General features: G+C 73.2%; 21 protein-coding genes. 12 read left to right on the top strand and 9 right to left on the bottom strand.

The window, feature by feature from the left end; all coding sequences use genetic code 11:
- Positions 1 to 17: 17 nt before the first annotated feature.
- Positions 18 to 470: an ATP-binding protein gene (locus ABT084_RS00310; protein WP_351037233.1), complete on the bottom strand. Its 453-nt coding sequence runs from the start codon at positions 468 to 470 to the stop codon at positions 18 to 20.
- 185 nt (positions 471 to 655) lie between these two features.
- On the opposite strand from ABT084_RS00310, the gene ABT084_RS00305 reads away from it, so the two are divergent.
- On the top strand, positions 656 to 973 hold the full coding sequence (locus tag ABT084_RS00305) for a hypothetical protein (RefSeq protein ID WP_351037231.1): 318 nt from the start codon (positions 656 to 658) through the stop codon (positions 971 to 973).
- Positions 974 to 1,090: 117 nt separating this feature from the next.
- On the opposite strand, the gene ABT084_RS00300 is transcribed toward ABT084_RS00305, so the two are convergent.
- The gene (locus ABT084_RS00300) at positions 1,091 to 1,270 is read right to left on the bottom strand and encodes a hypothetical protein (protein ID WP_351037229.1); all 180 of its coding nucleotides are present in this window, start codon (positions 1,268 to 1,270) and stop codon (positions 1,091 to 1,093) included.
- A 233-nt stretch (positions 1,271 to 1,503) separates the two neighbouring features.
- Here ABT084_RS00300 and ABT084_RS00295 point away from each other — a divergent pair, with 233 nt between their 5' ends.
- The 4 genes from ABT084_RS00295 to melC2 all read left to right on the top strand — a co-directional run bounded on the left by ABT084_RS00295 (position 1,504) and on the right by melC2 (position 5,879).
- Entirely contained in the window at positions 1,504 to 2,721 is a 1,218-nt protein-coding gene (locus ABT084_RS00295) for an FUSC family protein (protein ID WP_351037227.1), read from the top strand.
- Positions 2,722 to 2,883: 162 nt separating this feature from the next.
- On the top strand, positions 2,884 to 4,530 hold the full coding sequence (locus ABT084_RS00290; protein ID WP_351037225.1) for a serine/threonine-protein kinase: 1,647 nt from the start codon (positions 2,884 to 2,886) through the stop codon (positions 4,528 to 4,530).
- A gap of 81 nt (positions 4,531 to 4,611) precedes the next feature.
- Positions 4,612 to 5,034, top strand: a complete 423-nt coding sequence (gene melC1, locus ABT084_RS00285) for an apotyrosinase chaperone MelC1 (RefSeq protein ID WP_351037223.1) — start codon at positions 4,612 to 4,614, stop codon at positions 5,032 to 5,034.
- Entirely contained in the window at positions 5,031 to 5,879 is an 849-nt protein-coding gene (gene melC2 / locus ABT084_RS00280; protein ID WP_351037221.1) for a tyrosinase MelC2, read from the top strand. The genes melC1 and melC2 overlap by 4 nt, the downstream gene beginning before the upstream one ends.
- On the opposite strand, the gene ABT084_RS00275 is transcribed toward melC2, so the two are convergent.
- The gene (locus tag ABT084_RS00275) at positions 5,876 to 6,739 is read right to left on the bottom strand and encodes an N-formylglutamate amidohydrolase (protein WP_351037219.1); all 864 of its coding nucleotides are present in this window, start codon (positions 6,737 to 6,739) and stop codon (positions 5,876 to 5,878) included. The two genes, melC2 and ABT084_RS00275, sit on opposite strands and share 4 nt — an antisense overlap.
- A 181-nt stretch (positions 6,740 to 6,920) precedes the next feature.
- On the opposite strand from ABT084_RS00275, the gene ABT084_RS00270 reads away from it, so the two are divergent.
- A complete protein-coding gene (locus ABT084_RS00270) occupies positions 6,921 to 7,481 on the top strand; it encodes a hypothetical protein (protein WP_351037217.1) in 561 nt (186 codons plus the stop codon).
- A 53-nt stretch (positions 7,482 to 7,534) separates the two neighbouring features.
- A complete protein-coding gene (locus ABT084_RS00265; protein WP_351037216.1) occupies positions 7,535 to 9,727 on the top strand; it encodes a SpoIIE family protein phosphatase in 2,193 nt (730 codons plus the stop codon).
- Here ABT084_RS00265 and ABT084_RS00260 read toward each other — a convergent pair.
- Together ABT084_RS00260 and ABT084_RS00255 are read right to left on the bottom strand one after the other, a co-directional pair.
- Positions 9,696 to 11,423, bottom strand: coding sequence for a thiamine pyrophosphate-dependent enzyme (locus ABT084_RS00260; RefSeq protein ID WP_351037214.1), 1,728 nt, complete (start codon positions 11,421 to 11,423; stop codon positions 9,696 to 9,698). The genes ABT084_RS00265 and ABT084_RS00260 overlap by 32 nt on opposite strands.
- Before the next feature lie 47 nt (positions 11,424 to 11,470).
- A complete protein-coding gene (locus ABT084_RS00255) occupies positions 11,471 to 13,054 on the bottom strand; it encodes an FMN-binding glutamate synthase family protein (RefSeq protein WP_351037212.1) in 1,584 nt (527 codons plus the stop codon).
- A 131-nt stretch (positions 13,055 to 13,185) separates the two neighbouring features.
- Here ABT084_RS00255 and ABT084_RS00250 point away from each other — a divergent pair, with 131 nt between their 5' ends.
- Entirely contained in the window at positions 13,186 to 13,830 is a 645-nt protein-coding gene (locus tag ABT084_RS00250) for a nucleotidyltransferase domain-containing protein (RefSeq protein ID WP_351037211.1), read from the top strand.
- 2 nt (positions 13,831 to 13,832) lie between these two features.
- Here ABT084_RS00250 and ABT084_RS00245 read toward each other — a convergent pair whose 3' ends face one another.
- The 3 genes from ABT084_RS00245 to ABT084_RS00235 all read right to left on the bottom strand — a co-directional run bounded on the left by ABT084_RS00245 (position 13,833) and on the right by ABT084_RS00235 (position 17,160).
- On the bottom strand, positions 13,833 to 14,795 hold the full coding sequence (locus ABT084_RS00245) for an anti-sigma factor RsbA family regulatory protein (RefSeq protein WP_351037209.1): 963 nt from the start codon (positions 14,793 to 14,795) through the stop codon (positions 13,833 to 13,835).
- Positions 14,792 to 15,598 (bottom strand): MEDS domain-containing protein, encoded by an 807-nt coding sequence (locus ABT084_RS00240; protein ID WP_351037207.1) that lies wholly within the window; start codon positions 15,596 to 15,598, stop codon positions 14,792 to 14,794. The genes ABT084_RS00245 and ABT084_RS00240 overlap by 4 nt, the downstream gene beginning before the upstream one ends.
- Before the next feature lie 98 nt (positions 15,599 to 15,696).
- Entirely contained in the window at positions 15,697 to 17,160 is a 1,464-nt protein-coding gene (locus tag ABT084_RS00235) for an APC family permease (RefSeq protein ID WP_351037206.1), read from the bottom strand.
- A 178-nt stretch (positions 17,161 to 17,338) separates the two neighbouring features.
- Here ABT084_RS00235 and ABT084_RS00230 point away from each other — a divergent pair, with 178 nt between their 5' ends.
- Positions 17,339 to 18,508 (top strand): ROK family protein, encoded by a 1,170-nt coding sequence (locus tag ABT084_RS00230; protein WP_351037205.1) that lies wholly within the window; start codon positions 17,339 to 17,341, stop codon positions 18,506 to 18,508.
- A gap of 32 nt (positions 18,509 to 18,540) precedes the next feature.
- Here ABT084_RS00230 and ABT084_RS00225 read toward each other — a convergent pair whose 3' ends face one another.
- Positions 18,541 to 19,509, bottom strand: a complete 969-nt coding sequence (locus tag ABT084_RS00225) for an MBL fold metallo-hydrolase (RefSeq protein WP_351037203.1) — start codon at positions 19,507 to 19,509, stop codon at positions 18,541 to 18,543.
- An 82-nt stretch (positions 19,510 to 19,591) separates the two neighbouring features.
- On the opposite strand from ABT084_RS00225, the gene ABT084_RS00220 reads away from it, so the two are divergent.
- From ABT084_RS00220 to ABT084_RS00210, 3 genes are all read left to right on the top strand, one after another.
- Entirely contained in the window at positions 19,592 to 20,449 is an 858-nt protein-coding gene (locus ABT084_RS00220) for a LysR family transcriptional regulator (RefSeq protein WP_351037201.1), read from the top strand.
- Positions 20,450 to 20,582: 133 nt separating this feature from the next.
- Positions 20,583 to 21,281 carry a 2Fe-2S iron-sulfur cluster-binding protein gene (locus ABT084_RS00215; protein ID WP_351037199.1) on the top strand — a complete coding sequence of 233 codons (699 nt, stop codon included), beginning with the start codon at positions 20,583 to 20,585 and terminating at the stop codon, positions 21,279 to 21,281.
- The gene (locus tag ABT084_RS00210; protein ID WP_351037197.1) at positions 21,278 to 22,285 is read left to right on the top strand and encodes an FAD binding domain-containing protein; all 1,008 of its coding nucleotides are present in this window, start codon (positions 21,278 to 21,280) and stop codon (positions 22,283 to 22,285) included. Before ABT084_RS00215 ends, ABT084_RS00210 begins: the two co-directional genes overlap by 4 nt.
- Positions 22,286 to 22,317: the final 32 nt, after the last annotated feature.

Here is a 22,317-nt window from a genome sequence, read left to right as displayed (position 1 = left end):
GCCACCCGGGCCCCGCCTCACCCCGCCGGGGACTGCCCGCCGCCGGGGCCGGGGCCGGGGTCGGGATGGGGATCGGGGCCGCACGGCGGACGGAAGCATGCGGTGATCGCCTTGCCGCCGTGGCGGGCGTGCGCGTCCCAGGTGTCGGAGAGCGCCTCGATGATCGCGAGCCCGCGGCCGGAGGTGGCCGAGGTGCTCGGGTCACGGGGACCGGGGAGCCGGGCGTCCTCGTCGCTGACGCTCACGTGCAGACACCGGCTGTCCCAGGTCAGGACCAGTTGCGCCGGACTGCGGGCATGGATGTGGGCGTTGGTCACCAGCTCGGACACGGTCACGAGGATCGCGTCGACGGTGTCCGGGGCCTCGGCGGTCCAGGGCAGGGTCTCCAGGTGCTCGCGCGCCCAGTGGCGCGCCGCGCGCACCCCGTACGACACCGGGAACGACCGCGCCCAGCCCACTGCTCGCAGCATCTTGTCCTCCTCCTCGCGGTGATACGGCGGGAGAGTCCCGCCGTGGCGCGTGTGCCCGGCATTGCGCACGACAGCCGTACCGAGCGGCATTCTGACGGCCGATCGAGTCATATCCGGACCACCACCCGGGGCCCGCGCGGGCTCGGAGGGGGATTTCCCCGGCGAGGCGGGGCATCCGGTCATGCATGACTCTCTACGTCGTCACCGTTCCCGGCACGCTGCTCACCGAACTGACCCCGGAGGCCCGGTCGGAGCTGCTCCGCGCCCTCCGACCGGCGGACCCACGGACCACCGACCTGGGCGTCGAAGAGGACTTGGACATCATCACCTTCTACTCGGGGTCGTCCGCCTTCGCCCTGCACCTCGAAGTCGAGGCGGCGGACACCGCCGGCGGCGAACGCGAGGCCCTCGCACTGGCCTCGGCCGCGTTGCGCAGCGCCGGGCTGAGCCCGGAGTCGGCGCCCCTGGGGGATCCGGTCATCACGGGCATCTCGAGCAAATAGCGGACGCGCGCCCGGACGCATCGTCTCATCCGCGCGCCCCGACGCGCCGTCGCGCGGCGGGCAGCCGAACCGGAACCGGAGCACCGCCCGCCGCCCACCGCCCACCGCCCGACCGTGTCAGCCGGCCTCGTCGTGGTCCCGATCGCGGGCCATCCGCCGCTCCTGCATCCTGCGCACTTCCTCGGGGCTCTTGCCCGCGGTCGGCATGCTGGCCTCGGGGTGTACCGGATCCGGACCGGGGTGCTCCTGCGCTTGCTCCTCGCGGCCCTTCCCCGGCTCCTGACGCTTGTTCTCCATGCCCTGCACGGCGTCTCCTCTCGTCCGGACCCTCTCGGGACCCCTGTCGGGCCCGGTCGGGGCGCACTGCCGAACACCACCGGTATACCCGCGTGACATCGCCGTAGACGGGTTCGGCGAGCCGGTCCCGACGGCGGGCCTCCCGCGCCCGGCCGCACGCCCGGCGTCGGAGGAATGGAGAAAGAACCGGCCCGGCAGGCGTCATCCGGCCAGGTCGGGGGCAGGACCGGAATATGCCGGAAATGATCAACAGGCTCGTCACCCGTGTCGCGCGGCGCCGCCGCGAGCCCGTCGCCGTCCAGGCCCTGCGGTCCACCGCGGCGGCCGTCGTCAGCTACGCCGTCGCTCTGCGCCTGAGCAGTGAGCCGAGCCCGCTGACCGCACCGCTGACCGCCCTGCTCGTCGTCCAGGTCACCCTGTACTCCACGCTGACCACCAGCATCCGCCGAGTGAACGCCGTGGTCGTCGGCGTCCTGATCGCGATCGGTTTCAGCGTGCTCGTCGGCCTCACCTGGTGGAGCCTCGGCCTGCTCATCCTGGCCTCCCTGGTGGTGGGCCATCTCGTCCGGGTCGACGAGTTCGTGCCCGAGGTCGCGATCAGCGCCATGCTCGTCCTCGGTGTCACCCAGGTGACCGACACGGCCTGGGACCGGGTCCTGGAGACGGTCATCGGCGCGGTGATCGGCCTGCTGGTCAACCTCCTGCTGGCGCCACCCCTCTGGGTCGGCCCGGCCGGTACCGCGATCACCGACCTCGCACTGCGCATGAGCCGGCTGCTCGACCACCTCGGCGAGGAACCCCTCGGACCGGCCAGGGTCGCGCAGGCCGCGGCCCGGCTGCACGAGGCGCGGCGCCTCGACAACGACATCGCGCAGGTCGACGCCGCCCTCCGGCAGGCCGAGGACAGCCTCCGGCTCAATCCGCGGGTCAAGGAGGGGCTGCTGTTCAGGCTGGTGCTGCGCACCGGACTCGACACCCTGGAGATCTGCGCGGTGGTGCTGCGCGTGGCCTGCCGGACACTGACCGACCTGGCCAAGGCCCGCCCCGAGGGCCCGCTCTTCGACGCCGGGACCGCGGCCGCCCTCCAGCAGGTCCTGCGGCACACCGCGATCGCCGTGGAGAGCTTCGCCCAGCTGATCACCGCGCAGGTCAGCGCCAACGCGGAAGAGGCCGAGGCACGCCTGACCGGGGAGCTGGCCGTCGCCCGCGCCCACCGCGACCTGCTCGCGGAGCGGCTACGGGACTCCGCCCGCGCGGATCCGGCGCACTGGCAGCTGCACGGCGCGCTGCTCACCGAGATCGACCGGGTCCTCGACGAGCTGGACGTCGACACGCGCTCCCAGCGCCTCCTGGAAGAGCTCGACCAGCACGCCCGCGGCCGGCACGCGGGCTCCCTGGGGAGCCGGCTGTCCGGATGGCTGCCCGCGTGGCTGCCCGGGGTGCGGAAGTAGGGAGCCCGGACACGGGCCGGTCCGGCGCGACAGCGTCGGGCAACCGGCACAGTATGGAAAGAGGTGGGCCCGTCGGCCCCCGGCGCGGGAATCCTGTACCGCGAAGACACGCACGCTTGTCGCATGAAGCCCGCGCGTTCCTGATCATGATTCGGGAGCACCATGACTGGCGATGAAGAGCGATTGCTGGCCGGTCGGTACCTCCTCGTCGAGCAGCTCGGCCACGGCGGGATGGGGACCGTGTGGCGGGCGCGGGATCAGGTGCTCACCCGTGAGGTGGCGGTGAAGGAGCTGGCGGTCAGCGGACTCCCGCACGAAGAGCTCACGGTGCTGCACGCCCGTATGGTGACGGAGGCGCGGGCCGCCGCGCGGGTCAAGCACCCCGGGGTGGTCACCGTCTTCGACGTGCTGGAAGAGGACGGCCGGCCGTGGATCGTGATGGAGCTGATCGACGGACAGTCGCTCGCGGACGTCATCGCCACGGAGGGCACGCTCCTGCCGCGGGACGCCGCCCGGCTCGGCATGCAGCTGCTGTCGGCGCTGGACCGGGCGCATCAGTCGGGTGTCCTGCACCGCGACGTCAAGCCCGCCAACGTCCTGCTCGAGCGCGGTGGTCGCGTGGTCCTCACCGATTTCGGCATCGCCGTCATGGGAGGCTCCAGCGGTCTGACCCGCACCGGTGACGTCATCGGTTCGCCGGACTACCTCGCGCCGGAGCGTGCCATGGGCTGTCGGCCGGGCCCGGAGTCCGATCTCTGGTCGCTCGGCGTGACGTTGTACGCGGCGGTGGAGGGCCAGTCCCCATTCCGCCGCACCACGACGGCCAGTACCCTGCAGGCCGTCGTCTCGGAGGAGCTTCCGCCACCCCGGCACGCGGGCCCGCTCGCCCCCGTCATCGACGCGCTCCTGCGCAAGGACCCCACCGAGCGGCCCCAGGCCGAGGATGCCCAGCGGATGCTGAGCGATGTGGCGGCCGGGGTGCCGGTGAGCCCACCGGCGTCCGGGGCCGCGGAGCATCCACCCACTCGGGCCGTTCCGGCGGTGGACGGCGCCGACACCGAGCGCCTCCCCCAGGAACAGACCCTGACCACGCCGCCCACGCCGGTGCCGTCACTCGGAGGGGCCGGCCGGACCGGGCCCGCACCGACGGCGTACGACGGCGGTCGCGCGGCCCCTCTCCCGACCGCACAGGTGCCTTTCGTCGGCCGCGACAACCACCCGGGCGGCGCGGGCAGCACCGGCGGCGCGGGCAGCGACGGCAAGCGGAAACGGGACAAGACACTGCTGATCGCCGCGATCTCGCTGGTCCTGCTGGCCGGCGGCGGCGCCGCCGTCGTGATGAGCAACCAGTCCCAGGACTCGCCGCTGCCCCCGCCCGTCACCATCACCGAGACAGCCACGCCACCGCCACGACCGCAACCACCACCGCCCAGCCCCCGCGAGACGAAGAAGACGCCCGAGGTCCCGGCGCCGGCGCGAACCAGCCCCGCACCGCCGCCGAACCCGCCGACCACCGCCGACGCCCATCCCGCCCAGCAGGTCGTCAAGGACTACTTCGCGGACATCAACGCCAGGGATTACGCGGCCGCGTGGGACCTCGGCGGGAAGAACCTGGGCGGAACCTACGATTCCTTCGTCGAGGGCCTTGCCGACACGGTCTCCGATACGGTCGTCATCGAGTCCGTGTCGGGCGACAGGGTGACCATGCGGCTCGACGCGCTGCAGACGGACGGAACGCATCAGTACTTCGCCGGGACGTACACCGTCCACAACGGCGTCATCGTCGCGGCCGACGTACGGAAGCAGTGACGCCCGCCCGTTGACGGACCGACAGGTGCTTGCATGGGGCACTGATCAGCTGTTCCCGGCCTTCTGATACCTCTTCAAGCCATGAAAACGATCACCCGCCGGCAGGCTCTGGCCATTGCTGCCGGCGCAGTCACGGTCGCCGGCGCGACCACTGCCGCCGTTCTGCTGTCCGACACGGACACCTCGTCACCAGCTGCCGAACCGGCCTCCGGCGCGCCCGGTTCCCTGCCCACCGGCACCATCGACGAGGTCTACGAAGGCCGCCGCATCGAGATCGGTCTCGACGCGGGCGGTCACCACGGCGGCCACGGCTCCCCCGGTCTGCCCACCGTGCGGATAGACGGCAAGGAGCTGCACCTCATGCGCAATGCCGACAACAGCTGGCTCAGCGTCGTCAACCACTACCAGACGTTTCCCGACCCGGTCTCGGCCGCCCGGGCCGCCGTCCTCGACCTCCAGGGCGCCGCCCTGGTCGCGCTCGACCTCAAGGGGGGTACGGCATGACCGTCCGCAAGAACCAGGCCAAGCTGACCCCCGAGGAGAAGCGCGCCTTCACCAACGCCCTGCTCGAGCTCAAGCGCACCGGCGTCTACGACCGGTTCGTCAGCGCTCACAACTCCTTCCTCATGGCCGACTCCGACTTCGGCAATCGGGTCGCCCACCGCGGCCCTTCCTTCCTGCCCTGGCACCGGCGCTTCCTGCTCGACTTCGAAGCGGAGCTGCAGAAGGTGAACCCGAAGGTCTCGCTCCCGTACTGGGACTGGACCGCGGACCGCGCTCCCGACTCCTCCCTCTGGGCGGCGGACTTCCTCGGCGGCACCAGGCGGGCCCGGGACGGGCAGGTCCTCGACGGGCCGTTCGCGTACCCGGCGGGCAAGTGGCCGATCACCGCGGGAGTGGACGCGCGCCAGTACCTGCGGCGCGGCCTCGGCGCGGGCGGGGTCCAGCTGCCGACGAAGGCCGAGGTCAACGCCGTGCTCGCCATGGCCGAGTACGACGCCGCCCCCTGGAACAGCGCCGCCAACGGCTTCCGCAACCACCTGGAGGGCTGGCGCGGGGCCAACATCCACAACCGGGTCCACGTGTGGGTGGGCGGCCACATGGCGAGCGCCGCGTCTCCCAACGACCCGGTGTTCTGGATGCACCACGCCTTCGTTGACATGCTCTGGGCAGAATGGCAGGCCCGTCACCCGAAGTCCGCCTATCTGCCCGCCGGCCGGACCCCGCAGGTGATCGACCTGCACAGCCCCATGCGGCCGTGGAACAACGTGACCCCGGCCGACATGCTGGACCACCGCAAGTTCTACACCTTCGACACGGAAGGGGCCGCGGCCCCCGCCAAGCCCTAGGCACCCCCCGAAGGGCCGCCGCCCACGAGTTCCGCCAGAGCCGCCGCGAGACCGGCGACGCCGGCTCCGGCGGGACCGCCCGGCTCGGACATGTACGCGTCCCGGCGGATCTCGACCATCAGGGCACTGACCCGGTCGTCCACGCCGTAGCACTTCAACGGCACGTACGTACCGGCGAAGGGGGTGTCCAGCGCGGTGCCGCCGCAGCCCGCGAACGCCTTCCCGGCCCGGGCGAGGAGGGCGGCCGGCGTATGGAAGGGGTCCGTGCCCAGGCAGATGGGCGGCCGCGCGCCCCCTCCGTGCAGTTCGTACGGAAGGGGGTGCGTTGGGTACGAGTGCACGTCGATGATCACCGCCCGTCCGGTGGCCTCCAGCCGCTCCTCCACGGCCCGTGTCATGGCAGCCGCGTACGGATGGAAGTAGCGGTCGATCAGCGGGCAGGCGTCGAAGCCGTCCGGTCGCAGGCGCTCCCGGTGGGTGGTGCGCGTGTACACCGCGCCCATGCCCACGGCCAGCATCTCCTCGCGCTCGTCGGGGAACCGCTCCGGGTCGACGACGAGACGGGACAGTCCGTTGACGAACCGCCACGGCGTGAGCGCGGCGCCCGCCGCGGCCCGGGCCGCGATCTCCATGGTGTGGGAGTCGGTGATGTGGTCCAGCTCCCGCTCCAGCGCGCGGTCGTCCAGCACGATCCCGGCGCGGACCGGCTCCGGTATGACGCGCGAGGAGTGCGGGACGTGCAGGATGACCGGCGACGTGTCGGCGCCGGGGAGGAGTTGGAAGGACTCCGTCGAGTACGGCGTGCGTGACGGCAGCGGGTGTAAGGGCGACGTGTGGGACGGCGGCGTGTGTGACGGCATGGGTGACAGCATGCCCGGCTCCCCGGTGCGCCGCCGCGCCCGCCCCGTCCCCGCTCCCCCTCCTCCTTCGGGTGGAGGGGGAGCGTCGGACGGGTGACCCGCGGGGGTTCCGTGGGGGGACGTGGGCCGCGCGGCGCCGTGTGAGCGTGGTGGTGTCGCCCCCGCCGCTCAGGAGATCGCCGTGAACCCAGCAAAACCCCTGCTCACCGATGCGCCCGTTGCCGCCGCGCGCAGCCCGCGCTGGGTGGTACGCGCGGCACACGCCGTGCCCCTCGTGGTCCTGCCCTCGGGGTTGTGGCGGATGGCGATGGCCGTGGGGATACCCGTCGGCTGGAGCGGACAGCTGGCGCGGGACTGGCGGCCCGGCCTGGAGACCTCCTCGTACATCGTCTTGCTGACCCTCGTCACCGAGGGGCTCGCCTTCCTGACCGTGGGACTGGTCAGGCCGTGGGGCGAGCGGCTGCCGCCCCAGCTCCCGGTGCTGGGCGGCCGCCGCGTCCCGGTGTGGGCGGTGGTCGTTCCGGCGGCGCTCGGAGCCCTCGCGGCGACAGCGGTGAGCCTGCTGATGTTCCTGGGCGGCATGCCCTCCGACGCGGGCGGCCCGGACGGACCGCGCGGAGCGGCCGCCTGGATCATGAACGCCTGCTACGCGCCGCTGCTGCTGTGGGGCCCGCTGGTCGCCGTCGTGACCGCCGCCCACGCCTGGCGGCGCTGCCGCCCGGGCCCGGCGGGGGGAGGATGAGAGGAGCGTCGGTACGGGCGAGCGCGCGCCGTAGCGGTTCAGGAGGTCCGGTCATGGTCGCGTCGGATGCGTTGCGGGCCGGGCCCGGCCCGGTCGGGGTGGTGCCGTCCGAGCCCGGCGGTCTGCTCGACGTGCTGAGCGTGGCCGCGGTGGTACTGGACGCGCGCGGGCGGATCACCCTGTGGAGTCCGCAGGCCCAGGAGCTGTTCGGCTGGTCCGCCAAGGAGGCGCTGGGCCGGCACGCGGCCGAGCTGCTGGTCGCGGACGCGTACGTGGACCTGGTCCTGGAGCTCTTCGCGAAGGTCATGGCCGGTGGCGGCTCCTGGGCCGGGGTGTTTCCCGTACGGCGCAAGGACGGCTCCACGCGGCTCGTGGAATTCCGCAACATGCGGCTGCTGGACGAGCAGGGCGGGGTGTACGCCCTGGGGATCGCGTGCGACGAGGCCGTGCTGCGCGGTGTGGAGCGCGACCTGGCGCTGTCGGTGCGGCTGGTCGCGCAGTCCCCGCTGGGGCTGGCGGTGCTGGACACCGACCTGCGCTACGTCCTGGTCAATCCGACACTCGAACGGATCAACGGCCTGCCCGCGGAGAAACACTTGGGCAAGACCGTCCGGGAGGCGCTGCCGTTCCTGGACACCGACGTGATCGAAGCCTCCATGCGGCAGGTCCTGGAGAGCGGCGTGCCCCTGCTGGACCAGTTCGGGGTGGGCCGCACGCCCGCCGACCCGGACCGGGAGCACGCCTGGTCGGGGTCGTACTACCGGCTGGAGGACCCCAGCGGGCGGGTGATCGGTGTCGCCCTGTCGGTGGTGGACGTCACCGACAGATACCGGGCGGCCGCCGAGGCCACGGAGGCCCGGCGGCACCTGGATGTGATCGCCAGGGCGTCGGTCACGGTCGGTACCACCCTGAACGTGGAGCGTACGGCCCGCGAGCTCGCCGGTCTCGTCGTGGCAGATCTGGCCGATGTCGCCTCGGTCGATGTCCTCGACTCCGTCCTGGAGGGCAGCATGGTCACACTGCCCGGCCCCGGGACGGAGCAGGCCCTCTTCAAGGCCCTGGCGGTGGCCGCGGCCTACGAGACGGACGCCGTCGACGCCGCGGACCCGGTCGGCGAGCGCGCCGTCTACCCGGCCGAGCGCCTCGTCACGCGCTGTGTCAGCACGGGGCGCCCGGTCCTGGTCGCGCGCGTCACCCGGCCGGACCTGGCGCGCATCTCCCGGGACGAGGCGGCCGCGGATCTGCTCGCCCGCGAGGGCGTGCACTCCTACCTGGCGGTCCCGCTGACCGCCCGCGGCCAGGTGCTCGGCGTCCTCGGGCTCCTGCGCGCCCGCAATCCGCTGCCCTTCGGCCACGACGACGTCGCTCTGGCCGTCGAACTGGCGACCCGCGCCGCCCTCGCCATCGACAATGCCCGCTGGTACCAGCACGCCCGCGACACCGCCCTGACCTTGCAGCGCCATCTCCTGCCGCACCCGCCGCCCCACGCCGCCGGCCTGCGGATCGCCTACCGCTACCAGCCCGCGTCGGTGGCCAGCGGAATCGGCGGCGACTGGTTCGACGCGATCCCCCAGCCCAAGGACAAGACCGCCCTGGTGGTCGGCGACGTCATGGGCCACGGGGTGCACGCCGCCGCCACCATGGGCCAGCTGCGCACGGCCACCCGCACCCTGGCCGAGCTGGGCCTCGACCCGGCCCGTGTCCTGCGCCACCTCGACCACATCACCGCCGGTCTGGAGCAGACCATCGCGACCTGCGTGTACGCCGCCTACGACCCGCACCGCTCCCGCTGCCGCCTCGCCGTCGCCGGTCACCCGCCTCCCGTCCTCATCCGGGCGGGGCGGGCCCCCGAACTGCTCGCGCTGCCCGCCGGAGTGCCGCTCGGCGCGGGTGGCCTCGGCGGCCCCCGGTTCCAGTCCAGCGTCCTCGACCTGGTCCCGGGCGACCGGCTGGTCCTGTACACCGACGGTCTCGTCGAGACCCGCGACGACGCCCTGGACGACCGGCTGAACCTCCTCCTCGGCCTCCTCGCCGACCCCCGGCTGTCCCTGGAGGCGACCTGCGACCGGCTCCTGGCCGCGCTGCGCCACCCGGATGCCTCCGACGACGTGGCGCTCGTCATCGCCGGGGTGCAGGAGGAGATCGCCGGGGCACAGGAGCAGGCGGGCCGACCGCCCGTGCGGGGTTCCGTCAGCCCTCGCGGCGCGGGGTCCCTCAGCCCTCGCGGCCCGGCAGGACCTCCTTGATCTTGGCCATGGCGAAGCCCCAGCCCTGCGAGACGGTCGGCTTGCCCGGTACGGCCACTTCCTCGGGGTTGGTGAGGACGTCCAGCAGGACCGGGCCCGGGGTTTCGAAGGCACGGCGGACCGCGTCGTTCAGCTCCGCCGGGTCGGTGACCCGGATTCCCGTCAGACCGAGGGCCGTGGCGACCGCGGCGAAGTCGGGGTTGTCGAGCTCCGTACCGAATTCGGGCAGGCCCATCTGTTCCTGTTCGAGTTTGACCATGCCGAGGCGGCGGTTGTCGAAGACGACGAGCTTCACCGGGAGCCGGTACGTCTTGATGGTCATCAGATCGCCCAGCAGCATGCTCAGGCCGCCGTCCCCGCAGAGGGCGACGATCTGCCGGTCGGGGGCCCACAGCTGGGCGCCCAGCGCCTGCGGCATGGCATTGGCCATCGAGCCGAGGTTGTACGAACCGATCAGGCGCCGGTCGCCGCGCATGGTGACGAAGCGGGAGAGCCAGACGGTGGCCATACCGGTATCGGAGGTGAAGACGGCGTCCTCGTCCGCCTGCGCGTCGATCGCGGCGGCGAGCGCCTCGGGGCGGATCTGGTGGTCACGGTTGTCCAGCGCCGCCCGCAGCTTCCCGGTCCAGCGGTGCTCGTGCGCGGGGTCGGCCAGCCGTCGCTGCCCCTCCTGCCAGTGGGCGAACCGTTCCCGGGCGTCGTCCAGGTGGGCACGGTCGGGGGCCGCCTTGAGCAGCGGCAGGAGGGCCCGCAGCGTGGCGCCCACATCGCCGGCCAGGCCGACGTCCACGGGCGTCCGGCGCCCCAGGTGCTCCTCGCGCGCGTCGACCTGGACCACCTTGACGTCCTGCGGGTACCACTCGCGGTACGGGAAGTCGGTCCCCAGCATCAGCAGCGCCTCCCCGCTGTCGAGGGCGTGGACGGCGGCGGGGTTGCCGATGAGGCCGGTCTGGCCCACCTGGAAGGGGTTGTCGTCCTCGAAGCCCTCCTTGGCCTTCAGGGTGAGCACCATGGGCGCCGCGAGCAGCTCGGCGGCCTCCAGGACCTCGGTACGGGCCTCGCGGGCGCCCTGGCCGACGAGCAGGGTCACGCGGGACGCCTCGTTCAGCACCGCGGCGGCCCGGACGAGCGCCGGGTCGTCGGGGCGGGTGACGGCGCGGTCGAGGGCGAAGCGCGTGGGCCGGTCGTCGGTCAGCTCCTGATCCCCTAGGTCGCCCGGCACGGTCAGGACGGCCACTCCGCCCCGCGTCACGGCCGCGCGTACGGCGGATTCGAGCACGCGGGGCATCTGGTCCGGGGAGGTGACGGTGGCCCGGTAGACGGCCACGTCACGGAAGAGCAGGTCGTTGTCGACTTCCTGGAAGTAGTCACTGCCGATCTCGGCGAGGGGTACCTGCCCGCAGATCGCGAGGACGGGGGCGTGGCTCTTGGCGGCGTCGTAGAGCCCGTTCAGCAGGTGGACGGAGCCGGGCCCCACCGTGCCCATGCACACCCCGAGGGTTCCGGAGAGCTGGGACTGCGCCCCGGCGGCGAAGGCGGCGGCCTCTTCGTGGCGGCAGCCGACCCACTCCAGGCCGTCGGTGGTGCGGATGGCGTCGGTCAGCGGGTTCAGGGCGTCCCCGACGACTCCGAAGACGTGCTGGACGCCCAGCTCCTTGAGTGCGTTGACGATCACGTGGGCGACGGTGCGTGCCACAGGAGTGCCCTTCGGTCCGGTTCCGGCCGCTCGGTGCGCGTGCCGGGTCAGCTGCTGAAGCGGTCGGGATCGGCCGCCATCCAGTCGCCTGCCCAGCCTTCGGGCGGAGATGCGAGGAGTTGTCCGGGAGCGAGCCAGGTGTGGAGGTCGGCGTACGAACGGACGGTGTGCGGGTCGACCCGGTGCATCAGCATGTGGGGCCGCAGGTCACGGGGGCTCTCCGCGCCCATCGACGCCATGATCTGCAGGGCGCTCTTGACGGTGGCCTCCTGGTAGCGCCGGACGCGCTGCGACTTGTCCCCGACGTCCACGGCACGGGCGCGCCGGGCGTCCTGGGTCGCGACGCCGACGGGGCAGGTGTTGGTGTGACAGCGCTGCGCCTGGATGCATCCGATCGCGAACATCATGGCGCGGGCGGAGTTCGTGTAGTCGGCGCCCTGGAGGAGGCGTTTGACGAGGTCGCTGCCGGTGGCGACCTTGCCGGAGGCCCCGATCCGGATGCGGTCGCGCAGTCCGGCGCCCACGAGGGCGTTGTGCACGGTCATCAGCCCCTCGCTGAGCGGCAGGCCGACGTTGTCGGCGAACTCCAGGGGGGCGGCGCCGGTCCCGCCCTCCGCTCCGTCGACGATGATGAAGTCGGGTGTGACGCCCTCCTCCAGCATGGCCTTGCAGACGGCGAGGAACTGGCGGCGCGAGCCGACGCACAGCTTGAAGCCGACCGGTTTGCCGTCGGCGAGCTCGCGCATCCGGGCCAGGAAGCGGACCAGCTCGCGCGGGGTGGAGTACACGCGGTGGTACGGCGGTGAGATCACGGTCTTCCCCTGGGGCACCCCGCGCACCTTCGCGATCTCGGAGGTCACCTTGGCCCCCGGCAGGACGCCCCCGATGCCGGGCTTGGCGCCTTGGCTGATCTTCAGGGACACGCACTTGACCTGCGGGTTCGCGGCCTTTTCGGCGAACAGGCGCTCGTCGAAGTCCCCGTCGTCGGTACGGCAGCCGAAGTATCCGGTGCCGATCTCCCACACGAGGTCCCCGCCGGGCCGCAGGTGGTATTCGGAGAGGCCGCCCTCGCCGGTGTCGTGGGCGAAACCGCCCATCCGCGCACCGGTGTTGAGGGCCAGGATCGCGTTGGCCGACAGGGAGCCGAAGCTCATCGCGGAGACGTTGAGCAGGGCCATGTCGTACGGCCGGGTGCAGTCGGGGCCGCCGATCCGGACCCGGGGCGGGTCGGTCCGTACCGGGAGGGGGGCCATGGAGGGGGCGAGGTATTCGCTGCCGGGCCGGTAGAGGTCGAGTTCGGTGCCGAACGGCTCCTCGGCGTCGGTGCCCTTGGCCCGCTCGTAGACGATGCTGCGGACATCGCGGTCGAAGGGGCGGCCCTCGACGTTGCGCTCGATGAAGTACTGCTGGACCTCCGGCCGCAGCGTCTCCATGGCGAACCGCAGGTGCCCGAGGAGCGGGTAGTTCCGCAGGATGGAGTGCCGCCGCTGCAGGAGGTCGTGCACGGCGGTCAGCGCGAGCAGCAGCAAGGGCCCGGCCGCGGCCCACCACCAGGGGGAGAAGAGGACCGCGGCGAGCGATGCGAGCACCGCCACCACGCCGAGCAGGATCACCAGAAGTATCTTCAGCACACTCTGCGTGTGTCCGAATTACCGGGGTCCAATCGGCGGGGCCCGTACCGGTGGGTCGCCCCGCTCGTCCCACGCCTACCGGCGGGCCGATCGGCCCGGTGGGGCCCGGGGCCGCCCGGTAATCTGGCCGGATGACCCACGGATTGCCCTCGGGCGGAGTCGAGATCACCGAAGCCGAGGCGCAGGGCCGGTGGGCGGCCGCCTGGAGCCCGGCCGAGGTGGCGGAGCGGCTGGCGGGTGTCTCGGCTCCCTGGTACGTGGCCGGGGGCTGGGCCGTCGACCTGTTCCTGGGCGGGCGGACCCGCGCGCACAGCGACCTCGAGATCGCCGTCCCGGCGGCCCGGTTCGGCGAGGTCCGGGACCGGTTTCCCGGGTTCGTCTTCGATGTCGTGGCGTCCGACCGCGTCTGGGAACTCACCCCGGAGGTCGCGGACCTGACACATCAGACCTGGCTGCGCGACCCGTCGACCGGGAACTTCCTGGTGGACGTCTTCCGCGAGCCGCATGACGGCCCGACCTGGATCTGCCGTCGCGACCCGTCGATCCGGCTGCCGTACGCGGACGTCGTCCGCCGCACGCCCGACGGGATTCCCTATCTCGCACCGGAGCTCGCGCTGCTGTTCAAGGCCAAGGCGACCCGCCCGAAGGACCAGCGGGACTTCGACGGCGCGCTCGCGCTGATGGACGACCGCCAGCGGCGGACTCTCGCCGGCCTGCTGGCCCGGGCGCATCCGGGGCATGTCTGGCTGACGACCCTGCGGGCGCACGGCGGCTGACGCTACTTCGGGACGTCCATGTGGAGGCGGATGGTGGTGCCCTGCTCGCGGACGGAGCGGATCTCGACCAGGTCGCAGAGCTGGTGGGCGAGCCAGAGGCCGCGGCCGCCGATCTGCTCGGGGGTCGGGCGGGTGCGGCCCGTCATCGGGTTGGCGATGTATCCGGCGTCGCGGAACTCGCACAGGAACGTCGACTCCTGGGTCCAGGTGCGCAGCGTCCCGCGGCCGCCACCGTGGCGGATGCTGTTCGTCGCGATCTCCGTGACGGCGACGGCCAGTTTGGGCAGCCGGCCGGGCGCGACGCCGGCGTCGGACGCGCACTGGGACACCTTCGAGCGGATCGCGGCCAGGTCACCGTGCGTGTAGCTCAGCTCCTGGTAGGGGTCGCAGGGACCGGCGAGGGCGTCGAAGGCGTAGTCCTCGGCCGGGAGGTAGCCGTCGTTGCGTTCGTACCGGCCTTCCCGGCGGATCAGCGGGTGGCAGCGGGACATGGACTGCAGGGCGGCCGGGTCGTCGTCGGCGGCGTCGTAGGGGCACAGCATCGACCACGTGGGGCTCTGCGCGAAGGCCCGGTTCAAGAGCCATTCGTGATAGCGCAGTTCGGAGAGGTGCGCGGCGCTGCGTGCCCGGCGCCAGTCGGTTTCGCCGATGCCCCGTACCGGCCTGTCGCCCTCGCCCCGCTCCTTCATCCAGTCCGCCCAGGCGGCGATGAGCCGGCCGGGGTTGGAGCCGGCGGCGGTCGTGTCGACGAAGGTGACGGCGGGGTCGTCGGAGAGCTCGCCGCGCAGCAGGGACGTCTTGTGCTCGGGCACGGCCACGACCACCGCCTCGCCGCAGTCCAGGGCCTCCTGGATGAAACCCAGAGTGCCGGACAGGAACTGTGCGTCACCTCGGTAGGGGTACAGCTCGTGGCGGAAGGCGGCCTCGTCCTGGCCGGGCGGCGTCGTCGGCACGGCCTCGGTCATGCGCTCATCACCACCGGAAGTCCGGCGGTCGAGTAGCCCGCGAGTTCCCAGCACAGGCGCACGGTGTCGTTGGCGCCTTCCACCACGATCCGGCGGTCCGGCAGGTGGCGGGCCGCGTCGAGGAGCGCGTGCATGCCCGCGGCGTCGATCATGTCGAGGGTGTCGAAGCGCAGCGTCACCCGGGGAGCGCGTCGTACCGCTGCGCGGACGGCGCGGTTGAAGGCCGCCGCGCACTCAGAGTCGATCACTCCGTCCACGCTCCAGCTGTCGGCGCCCGTGCTGAACATCCGGAAGGCCGGACGTCCGGCGCGTGTGCCCATCTCCTGCGGATGCACACCTGCCACGTCTTCCAGCATAGGCGTCCGCCACTGGGCCGGTTTGAAGGCGCACACCACGATGGCGCCGGTTTCCGAGGCGAACTCGTCGAGCCCCATCTCCTGGGCCACCAGCTCCTCGGCGCCGCCGGGGGCCGTCGCGGGCATCCGCTCGGCGAGGACGCGCACCGACCGGTAGCCCTCGCGGGCCGCCGTACGCGCCTCGCGGCGCACGGCGGCGAGCAGGGAACCGGGATCCGTGGCACTCGGGAAGTCGAGGACCACCGAGGCGGAGGGCACGGCGTCGCGCCGGAGGCCGGAGGCGGCGCCGGTGGAACCGAGGACCACGATCTTGTCCCCGTACAGCGCCCCGTCCGCCACGTAGGCCCGCGCGTCCCCGGGGAACGGGGCGGCCGCCTTGACGAGCCAGCACACGTGGTCACCGAGCTCGACCTCGTCGAACGTCGCCAACGCCCGTGCCGTTCTCACCCGGCCGCCCCTCTCCTGCGCTACGGTCCGCGCCGCGGACACCCCCTGTCCAGCGGATACCGCAGGATACTGTGCCCCGGTCCGCCCGCCTCACTCCCTCAGGGCGCGGGAGCGGGGGCCGCCGCGGCTTCGGCGGCCTCCACGTACTCCTCGCGGACCTCGCGCGGTCCGAAAGGCGACACCTTCTCGACGCGGGACCAGACGACGAAGGCGACGCAGCCGAGGGCGAGCCACGCCAGCGACCACTCGATGGGATGGCGGCCCGGCGCGTTGTGGTCGGCGTACCCGTAGATCACCAGCCAGCCGACGAGCGCGACCGCCGACGGCAGGGGGTACAGCCACATCCGGTACGGGCGCGGCAGGGTCGGCTGGCGCTTGCGCAGTACGGTCACGGCGGCGATCTGGGCGAGCGCCTGGACCAGCACCATCACGGTGGTCAGCAGCTGGATCAGGGTGACCAGGTCGGTGTGCCGGCCGATGAGGAAGCCGACGGCCGTGATGACGCCCATGGTGGCGAGCCCGAGGACGGGGAACCGGTGCCGGGGGTGCATCCGGGCGTACGAGCGGAAGAAGACCCGGTCCCTGGCGGCGTCGAACGGCACCCGGGACCCGCCCAGGAGGCCGGTGAAGACCGACGCGAAGGCGGTGATCAGGATGAGGACGGTCACCACCTGGGCGGCGCCCGCGCCCCAGGTCTCCTCCAGCACGGCGGAGGCGACCGAGGTGGCGGCGATGTCCTTCGGGTCGAGCATCCGGTGCCAGTCGATCACGCCGAGCGCGCCGACCTGGAGCAGCAGGTAGATGGCCATGATGCCGAGGACCGACCGGATGATGGAACGCGGCAGGGTCCGACCGGGGTCCTTGATCTCGGCGCCCATGTAGGCGGCGGTGTTGTAGCCGAGGTAGTCGTAGATCCCGATGGTCAGACCGGCCGCGAAGCCGGACCAGAAGGCGGTGCCGGTGACGTCGAAGGCGCCGGAGGGGTAGTCGAAGGCGCGCGCCGGGCTGAAGTGGGTGACGGCGGCGAGGATGACGAGCACCACCGCGGCGATCATCACCACCCACATCACCGTGGTGATCCGCGCGATGTGGGCGATGCCCCGCCACAGCAGCAGGACGACCAGGGCGATCACCCCGAGGCCGATGAGGTCTCCGGCCGTCTGGCCGAGACCGGGCGCGAGGTAGCCGAGGTACTGGACGAAGCCGACCACCCCGGTGGACATGATGAGCGGAATGAAGATCATGGCCGTCCAGACGAACAGGAACGGCATGAGGCGGCCGGTGCGGTACTGGAAGGCCTGGCGGAGGTAGACGTAGCTGCCGCCCGAGCCGGGCAGGGACGCCCCGAGTTCGGCCCAGACGAGTCCGTCGGCGAGGGCGAGGAGCGCGCCCGCGAGGAACCCGATGACGGCTTGCGGGCCGCCGAACGCGGCGACCATCAGCGGGATCGTGACGAACGGACCGATGCCGCACATCTGGCTCATGTTGATGGCGGTCGCCTGGAACAGGCCGATCCTGCGGGCGAACCCGCCGTTCACCTTCGGGGGTGGGGACACGGGCATGAGAGGGCTCCCTGGGCGGGTGGTGCGCAGGACGGGACGGCGTCCGTGGGGGCGCGCACGGAGACCGGTCCGGCCTCCTGGGCGCTTAAGTTAGGAACCTTTACTTACGCGCGTCAAGGGGTCGGGAGCGCCGGGACACGGGGAGTCGGCCGGTCGCGGGGGATGCCAGAATGATCCCGTGACGGTCGTCGGTGGCGGGAGTGCGGAGCGGCCCTGGAATCCGCAACGCCAGCGCAGCGCCAACGAGCGTCTGCTGCTGGACCGTCTGCGTACCGGCGGACCCGCCTCCCGCGCCCAACTCGCCCGCGACACCGGCCTGTCCAAACCGACGGTGTCCAGCGCCCTCGCCGCCCTGGCCCAGGCCGCCCTGGTGCGCGAAGCCGGCACCCACTCGCCCGAACGCGGCCGGACCTCCGTGCTCTACTCCCCCGACCCCACCGCCGGATACGCGCTCGGCATCGACATCGGCCGGGGCTGGGTACGGGTGGCCCTCGCCGACCTCGACGCCACCGTGGTCGCGCGCTCCGCCGTGCGCAACGACGCCCGCGGCTCCGGTGCGCTGGCCGACCTCGTCGTGGGCGCGGCCCGCGGCCTCGTGGAGCGGTCGGACGCCGACCCGGCCAAGGTCACGCACGCCGTGGTCGGCACCCCCGGCGTCTACGACGAGGCGTCCCGCCGCGTGCGCTACGCCCGCAACCTGCCCGGCTGGGGGCGCCCCGGCCTCGCCGACCGGATGGGCGACGGGCTCGGGCTGCCGGTGGCCTTCCACAACGACGCCAACCTCGCCGCCCTCGGCGAGTACACGTTCGGCGTCGGCGCGTCGAGCCGGGTCTTCCTCTACCTGATGATCGGAACGGGCCTCGGCATGGGGATCGTCACCGACGGCCGGATCTTCACCGGGGCGCACGGAGGAGCGGGGGAGATCGGGTTCCTGCCGTGGGCCGGACGCCCTCGCGGCACCAACGCCGAGGCCGTCGCCTCCGCGGAGGCCGTGGTCGCGGCCGCCCGCGAGCGCGGGATGACCGGGCCGCTCACCGCCGCGGACGTCTTCGACGCCGCCCGCGCCCGGGTGCCCGCCGCGGTCGAGGCGGTGGAGGCCGAAGGCGAGCACCTCGCCCTCATCGTCTCGGCCGTGTCCGCGGTCCTGGACCCCGACCTCGTCGTCCTCGGCGGCGGCCTGGGCCAGAGCGCCGACCTGCTGCTGCCGACCGTACGCCGCGCCCTGCGGACGCTCACCCCGCTGCGGCCGAAGGTCACCGCCGGTGTGCTGGGCGAGGACGCCGTCCTCATGGGCGCGGTCGCCACCGCCCTGGACGCCGCGCGTGACATGGCGTACCAGCGCCGCTGATCCCCCGGCGGGGAGCGAGGTCGGCCCGGGCGTCACGCGCCGTGCTCGGCGCACAGGCACCCCACGCCCCGCTCGATCCACTCCTGCCCGGTCCACTCGGGATGCCGCTCGGTCAGCAGCGCCCGTACCTCGGCGACGATCGCGTCCGGGCCCATCGCCGCGTCACGCCGCCGCCAGGTCTCGTCGCGCAGCTCGCGCAGGTAGTCGGCGACGGCGGCGAGCACGCCGGGGCCGCCGAGGTCGCCGTGCCCCGGCACCACCACCCGGGGGCGGCGGGCGGCCAGCCGGTCCATCACGGACAGCCAGCGCACCCCGGACACGTCCGTGTCGTACGGCGGGAACCACGGGAAGATGGCGAACTGCCCGGTCTCGGCCAGGTCCCCGGTGAACAGCACCTCGGCGTCCGGCACTTCGACCACCTGGTCGCCCCGGGTGTGCCCCCGGCCGGTGGGACGCAGCCGTACGGTCCGGCCGCCGAGGTCCAGGTCGTACCCGGCGTCGTCGTAGACCACGTCCGGTGCGGGCACCGGTACGCCGTCGAGGTGGCGGGCGACGGGCCCGCCGAGGCCTCGGAACATGTCCAGGTACCCCGGCCCCTTCGCCGCGAGGTCGTCCGCCTGGGCGCGGTTGACCAGGTAGGTCGCCCGGCCCGCGAACACGTGGGCACCGAAGGCGTGTTCGGGGTGGAAGTGCGTCGTCGTCAGGTACAGCCGGCGGCCCTTCGCCACCTCGAGCGCGAAGGCGAGGAGCCGCTCGGCATTGGCGGTGCCCAGGCCGGTCTCGACGACCAGGACGGCCCGGGTACCGCCGATGACACCGATGTTGGGCACCAGCCCGACGCGTTGGTTCGGGATCACCAGCAGGCCGGGGGCGATCTCCTGGGCGCCGGACGGCTGTACGGCGGGGTCGGGCATCTCGGCGTGCCCCGGGGCGTCCATCGGCTCGGACGTCGGGTCGGACGTCGGGTCGGACATCGCGTCGTACATCGGTTCGTCGGTCATGCTCCGATTCCACCGCCCGGGCGCGGCCGCCGTCCAAGACCGCTTGGGGCGCGCCGATGCCGTACGGGTATCGTCACCGGTCATGGAGCTGCGGACGCTGCGCTATTTCGTGGCCGTCGCCGAAGAACTGCACTTCGGCCGGGCCGCCGCCCGGCTGCACATGAGCCAGCCGCCGCTGAGCCGCGCGATCAAGCGGCTGGAGGCGGACGTCGGCGCCGTCCTGCTGCACCGCTCCCCCGCGGGCGTCGCCCTCACTCCGGCCGGGACCGCGCTGCTGGAGGGGGCGCGCACCCTGCTCGACCAGGCCGATCAGGTGCGCGTGCGCGTCGCGGCGGCGGCCGGCCCGGCGGCCCTGACCGTAGGGATCCTGGGCGACGGCTCCGACGGCGGCGCGATCCGGCTGGCCGCCGCGTACCGCCGCCGGCACCCGGGCGTCGAGGTCCGCGTCCGCGAGACCGACCTGACCGATCCGACCTGCGGTCTGCGCGCCGGTCTCGTCGACATCGCCCTGACCCGCGCGCCGTTCGACGAGAGCGGCCTGACGGTCCATGACCTGCGGGCCGACCCGGTGGGCGCCGTGCTGCGCGCGGACGATCCGCTGGCCCGCCGCGGCCGTCTCGAGCGGGCCGACCTCGCGGACCGGCGCTGGTTCCGGTTCCCGGACGGCACCGACCCGGTCTGGCAGGCGTACTGGAACGGCGGCGAGCCCCGCGAGGGCCCGGTCGTGCGCGCCGTCCAGGAGTGCCTGCAGGCGGTGCTCTGGAACGGCACGGTCGGGATGGCCCCGCTCGGACACCGGCCGCCCGAGGGTCTGGCCGTCGTACCGCTGACCGACATGGCGCCGAGCCGTGTGGTGGTCGCGTGGAACGAGGGCGAGGCGGACACGAATCCGCTGATCCGCTCGTTCGTCCGGATCGCCACGGCCTCCTACCGCCGCTGAACGGATCGGGCCGCGGCGCGTGACGGCGCGCCCAGCCGCCCGCACGTGTGGAATGCCGGAGGGTGGGCAGTCGACGGGACACATCCTGTAACGGACATTAAGGACAGTCGTGGCTGCGAGCGGAAATCATTCCATGCCCCGGGCAGGCGCCGGAAGTCCCGCCGGACCCGACCCGGGCGGCCGGCCGCCCGGCGGACCCGAGGGCGACGGTTTCCGCTCGCGCGTCGCGCTGCGCGTCAACGGCACGGACCACCTGCTCGACCTGGACCACCGCGTCACCCTCCTCGACGCCCTGCGCGAGACGCTCGACCTGACGGGGTCCAAGAAGGGCTGCGACCACGGCCAGTGCGGTGCCTGCACCGTCCTCGTGGGCGGCCGGCGCGCCAACAGCTGCCTGCTGCTCGCCGTGGCGCAGGACGGGGCCGAGGTCACGACCGTCGAGGGTCTCGCCGACACGTCCACGGACGCCGACGCCGACGCCGGGACCGACACCGACACCGAGACCGACACCGACGCCGACGGGGCGCTGCACCCGCTCCAGCGGGCCTTCCTCGCGCACGACGCCTATCAATGCGGCTACTGCACTCCGGGCCAGCTCTGCTCCGCCGTCGGCGTGCTCGGGGAAGCCGCCGCCGGGCACCCCTCGCACGTCACCGACGTGGCGGCGGCGCACGGCCCCGTCGCCCTGACCCGCGAGGAGATCCGCGAGCGGCTCAGCGGGAACCTCTGCCGCTGCGGCGCCTACAACGGGATCGTCGACGCCGTCGCCGAAGTCGGCGCCCGGTCCGCGCCGACCGCTCCCTCCGCCCCGAGCCCGGACGTGATCGCGTGAAGCCCTTCGCCTACGTACGGGCCACCAGCCTCCAGGAGGCCGTGGCCGCCCATGCCCGTCACCCGGGCTCGCGCTACCTCGGCGGCGGCACCAACCTCGTCGACCTCATGAAGCTCGGGGTCGAATCGCCGGGCACCCTCATCGACCTCACCCGGCTCCCCCTGGACCAGGTCGAGGAAACGGGCACGGGAGGCCTGCGCGTCGGAGCCACCGTCGCCAACAGCGACCTGGCCGCGCACCCCCTCGTACGGGCCCGCTACCCCGCGCTCTCCCAGGCCCTGCTCGCCGGGGCGTCCGGGCAGCTGCGCAACATGGCCACCACCGGCGGGAACCTGCTCCAGCGCACCCGCTGCCCGTACTTCCAGGACGTGTCCAAGCCGTGCAACAAGCGCGAGCCCGGCACCGGCTGCGCCGCCCGCGACGGCGTGCACCGCGACCTCGCCGTGCTCGGCCACTCCGCGCACTGCGTCGCCACGCACCCCTCGGACATGGCCGTGGCCCTCGCCGCCCTGGACGCCGAGATCGAGCTGTACGGGGACGAGCGCGGCCCGCGGCGCGTCGCGGCCACCGGGTTCCACCGGCTGCCCGGGGACCACCCGGAGCGGGACACCGTCATCCGGCCCGGGGAGATCATCACCGCCGTGGTGCTGCCCCCGGCCGCCCCCGGCGCCGTGTCCCTCTACCGCAAGGCCCGCGACAGGGCCTCGTACGCCTTCGCCCTCGCCTCGGTCGCCGCCGTACTGCAGCTCGCCGACGGCCGCGTGCGGCACGTCGCCCTCGCCTTCGGCGGCCTCGCCCACCGGCCCTGGCGCGCCACCGTCGCCGAACAGCTGCTGGCGGGCTCCGCGCCCACCGACGAAGCCGTACGCCGGGCGGTGGACGCGGAGCTGGAGCAGGCCCGGCCGCTGCGCGACAACGCGTTCAAGGTCGGCCTCGCCCGCAACCTCGCCCACGACGCGCTCACGGCCCTCGTCCGCGCCGCGGGCGGCGAGCCTCCCGCGTAACCGGCGGGACCCGAATGAGACGTCCTGGCCGC

This window comes from Streptomyces sp. NPDC002138, assembly GCF_040296485.1.
Taxonomy (GTDB): domain Bacteria; phylum Actinomycetota; class Actinomycetes; order Streptomycetales; family Streptomycetaceae; genus Streptomyces.
Note: the sequence above shows the minus strand (reverse complement) of the source record. Positions and strands in the feature narration are given on the sequence as shown.

Excerpts from the sequence above, each read along its gene's own strand:
- ABT084_RS00310 (WP_351037233.1), bottom strand. The coding sequence starts at position 470 with ATGCTGCGAGCAGTGGGCTGGGCGCGGTCGTTCCCGGTGTCGTACGGG.
- ABT084_RS00305 (WP_351037231.1), top strand. The coding sequence starts at position 656 with ATGACTCTCTACGTCGTCACCGTTCCCGGCACGCTGCTCACCGAACTG.
- ABT084_RS00300 (WP_351037229.1), bottom strand. The coding sequence starts at position 1,270 with ATGGAGAACAAGCGTCAGGAGCCGGGGAAGGGCCGCGAGGAGCAAGCG.
- ABT084_RS00295 (WP_351037227.1), top strand. The coding sequence starts at position 1,504 with ATGCCGGAAATGATCAACAGGCTCGTCACCCGTGTCGCGCGGCGCCGC.
- ABT084_RS00290 (WP_351037225.1), top strand. The coding sequence starts at position 2,884 with ATGACTGGCGATGAAGAGCGATTGCTGGCCGGTCGGTACCTCCTCGTC.
- melC1 (WP_351037223.1), top strand. The coding sequence starts at position 4,612 with ATGAAAACGATCACCCGCCGGCAGGCTCTGGCCATTGCTGCCGGCGCA.
- melC2 (WP_351037221.1), top strand. The coding sequence starts at position 5,031 with ATGACCGTCCGCAAGAACCAGGCCAAGCTGACCCCCGAGGAGAAGCGC.
- ABT084_RS00275 (WP_351037219.1), bottom strand. The coding sequence starts at position 6,739 with ATGCCGTCACACACGCCGCCGTCCCACACGTCGCCCTTACACCCGCTG.
- ABT084_RS00265 (WP_351037216.1), top strand. The coding sequence starts at position 7,535 with ATGGTCGCGTCGGATGCGTTGCGGGCCGGGCCCGGCCCGGTCGGGGTG.
- ABT084_RS00250 (WP_351037211.1), top strand. The coding sequence starts at position 13,186 with ATGACCCACGGATTGCCCTCGGGCGGAGTCGAGATCACCGAAGCCGAG.
- ABT084_RS00245 (WP_351037209.1), bottom strand. The coding sequence starts at position 14,795 with ATGACCGAGGCCGTGCCGACGACGCCGCCCGGCCAGGACGAGGCCGCC.
- ABT084_RS00235 (WP_351037206.1), bottom strand. The coding sequence starts at position 17,160 with ATGCCCGTGTCCCCACCCCCGAAGGTGAACGGCGGGTTCGCCCGCAGG.
- ABT084_RS00225 (WP_351037203.1), bottom strand. The coding sequence starts at position 19,509 with ATGACCGACGAACCGATGTACGACGCGATGTCCGACCCGACGTCCGAC.
- ABT084_RS00220 (WP_351037201.1), top strand. The coding sequence starts at position 19,592 with ATGGAGCTGCGGACGCTGCGCTATTTCGTGGCCGTCGCCGAAGAACTG.
- ABT084_RS00215 (WP_351037199.1), top strand. The coding sequence starts at position 20,583 with ATGCCCCGGGCAGGCGCCGGAAGTCCCGCCGGACCCGACCCGGGCGGC.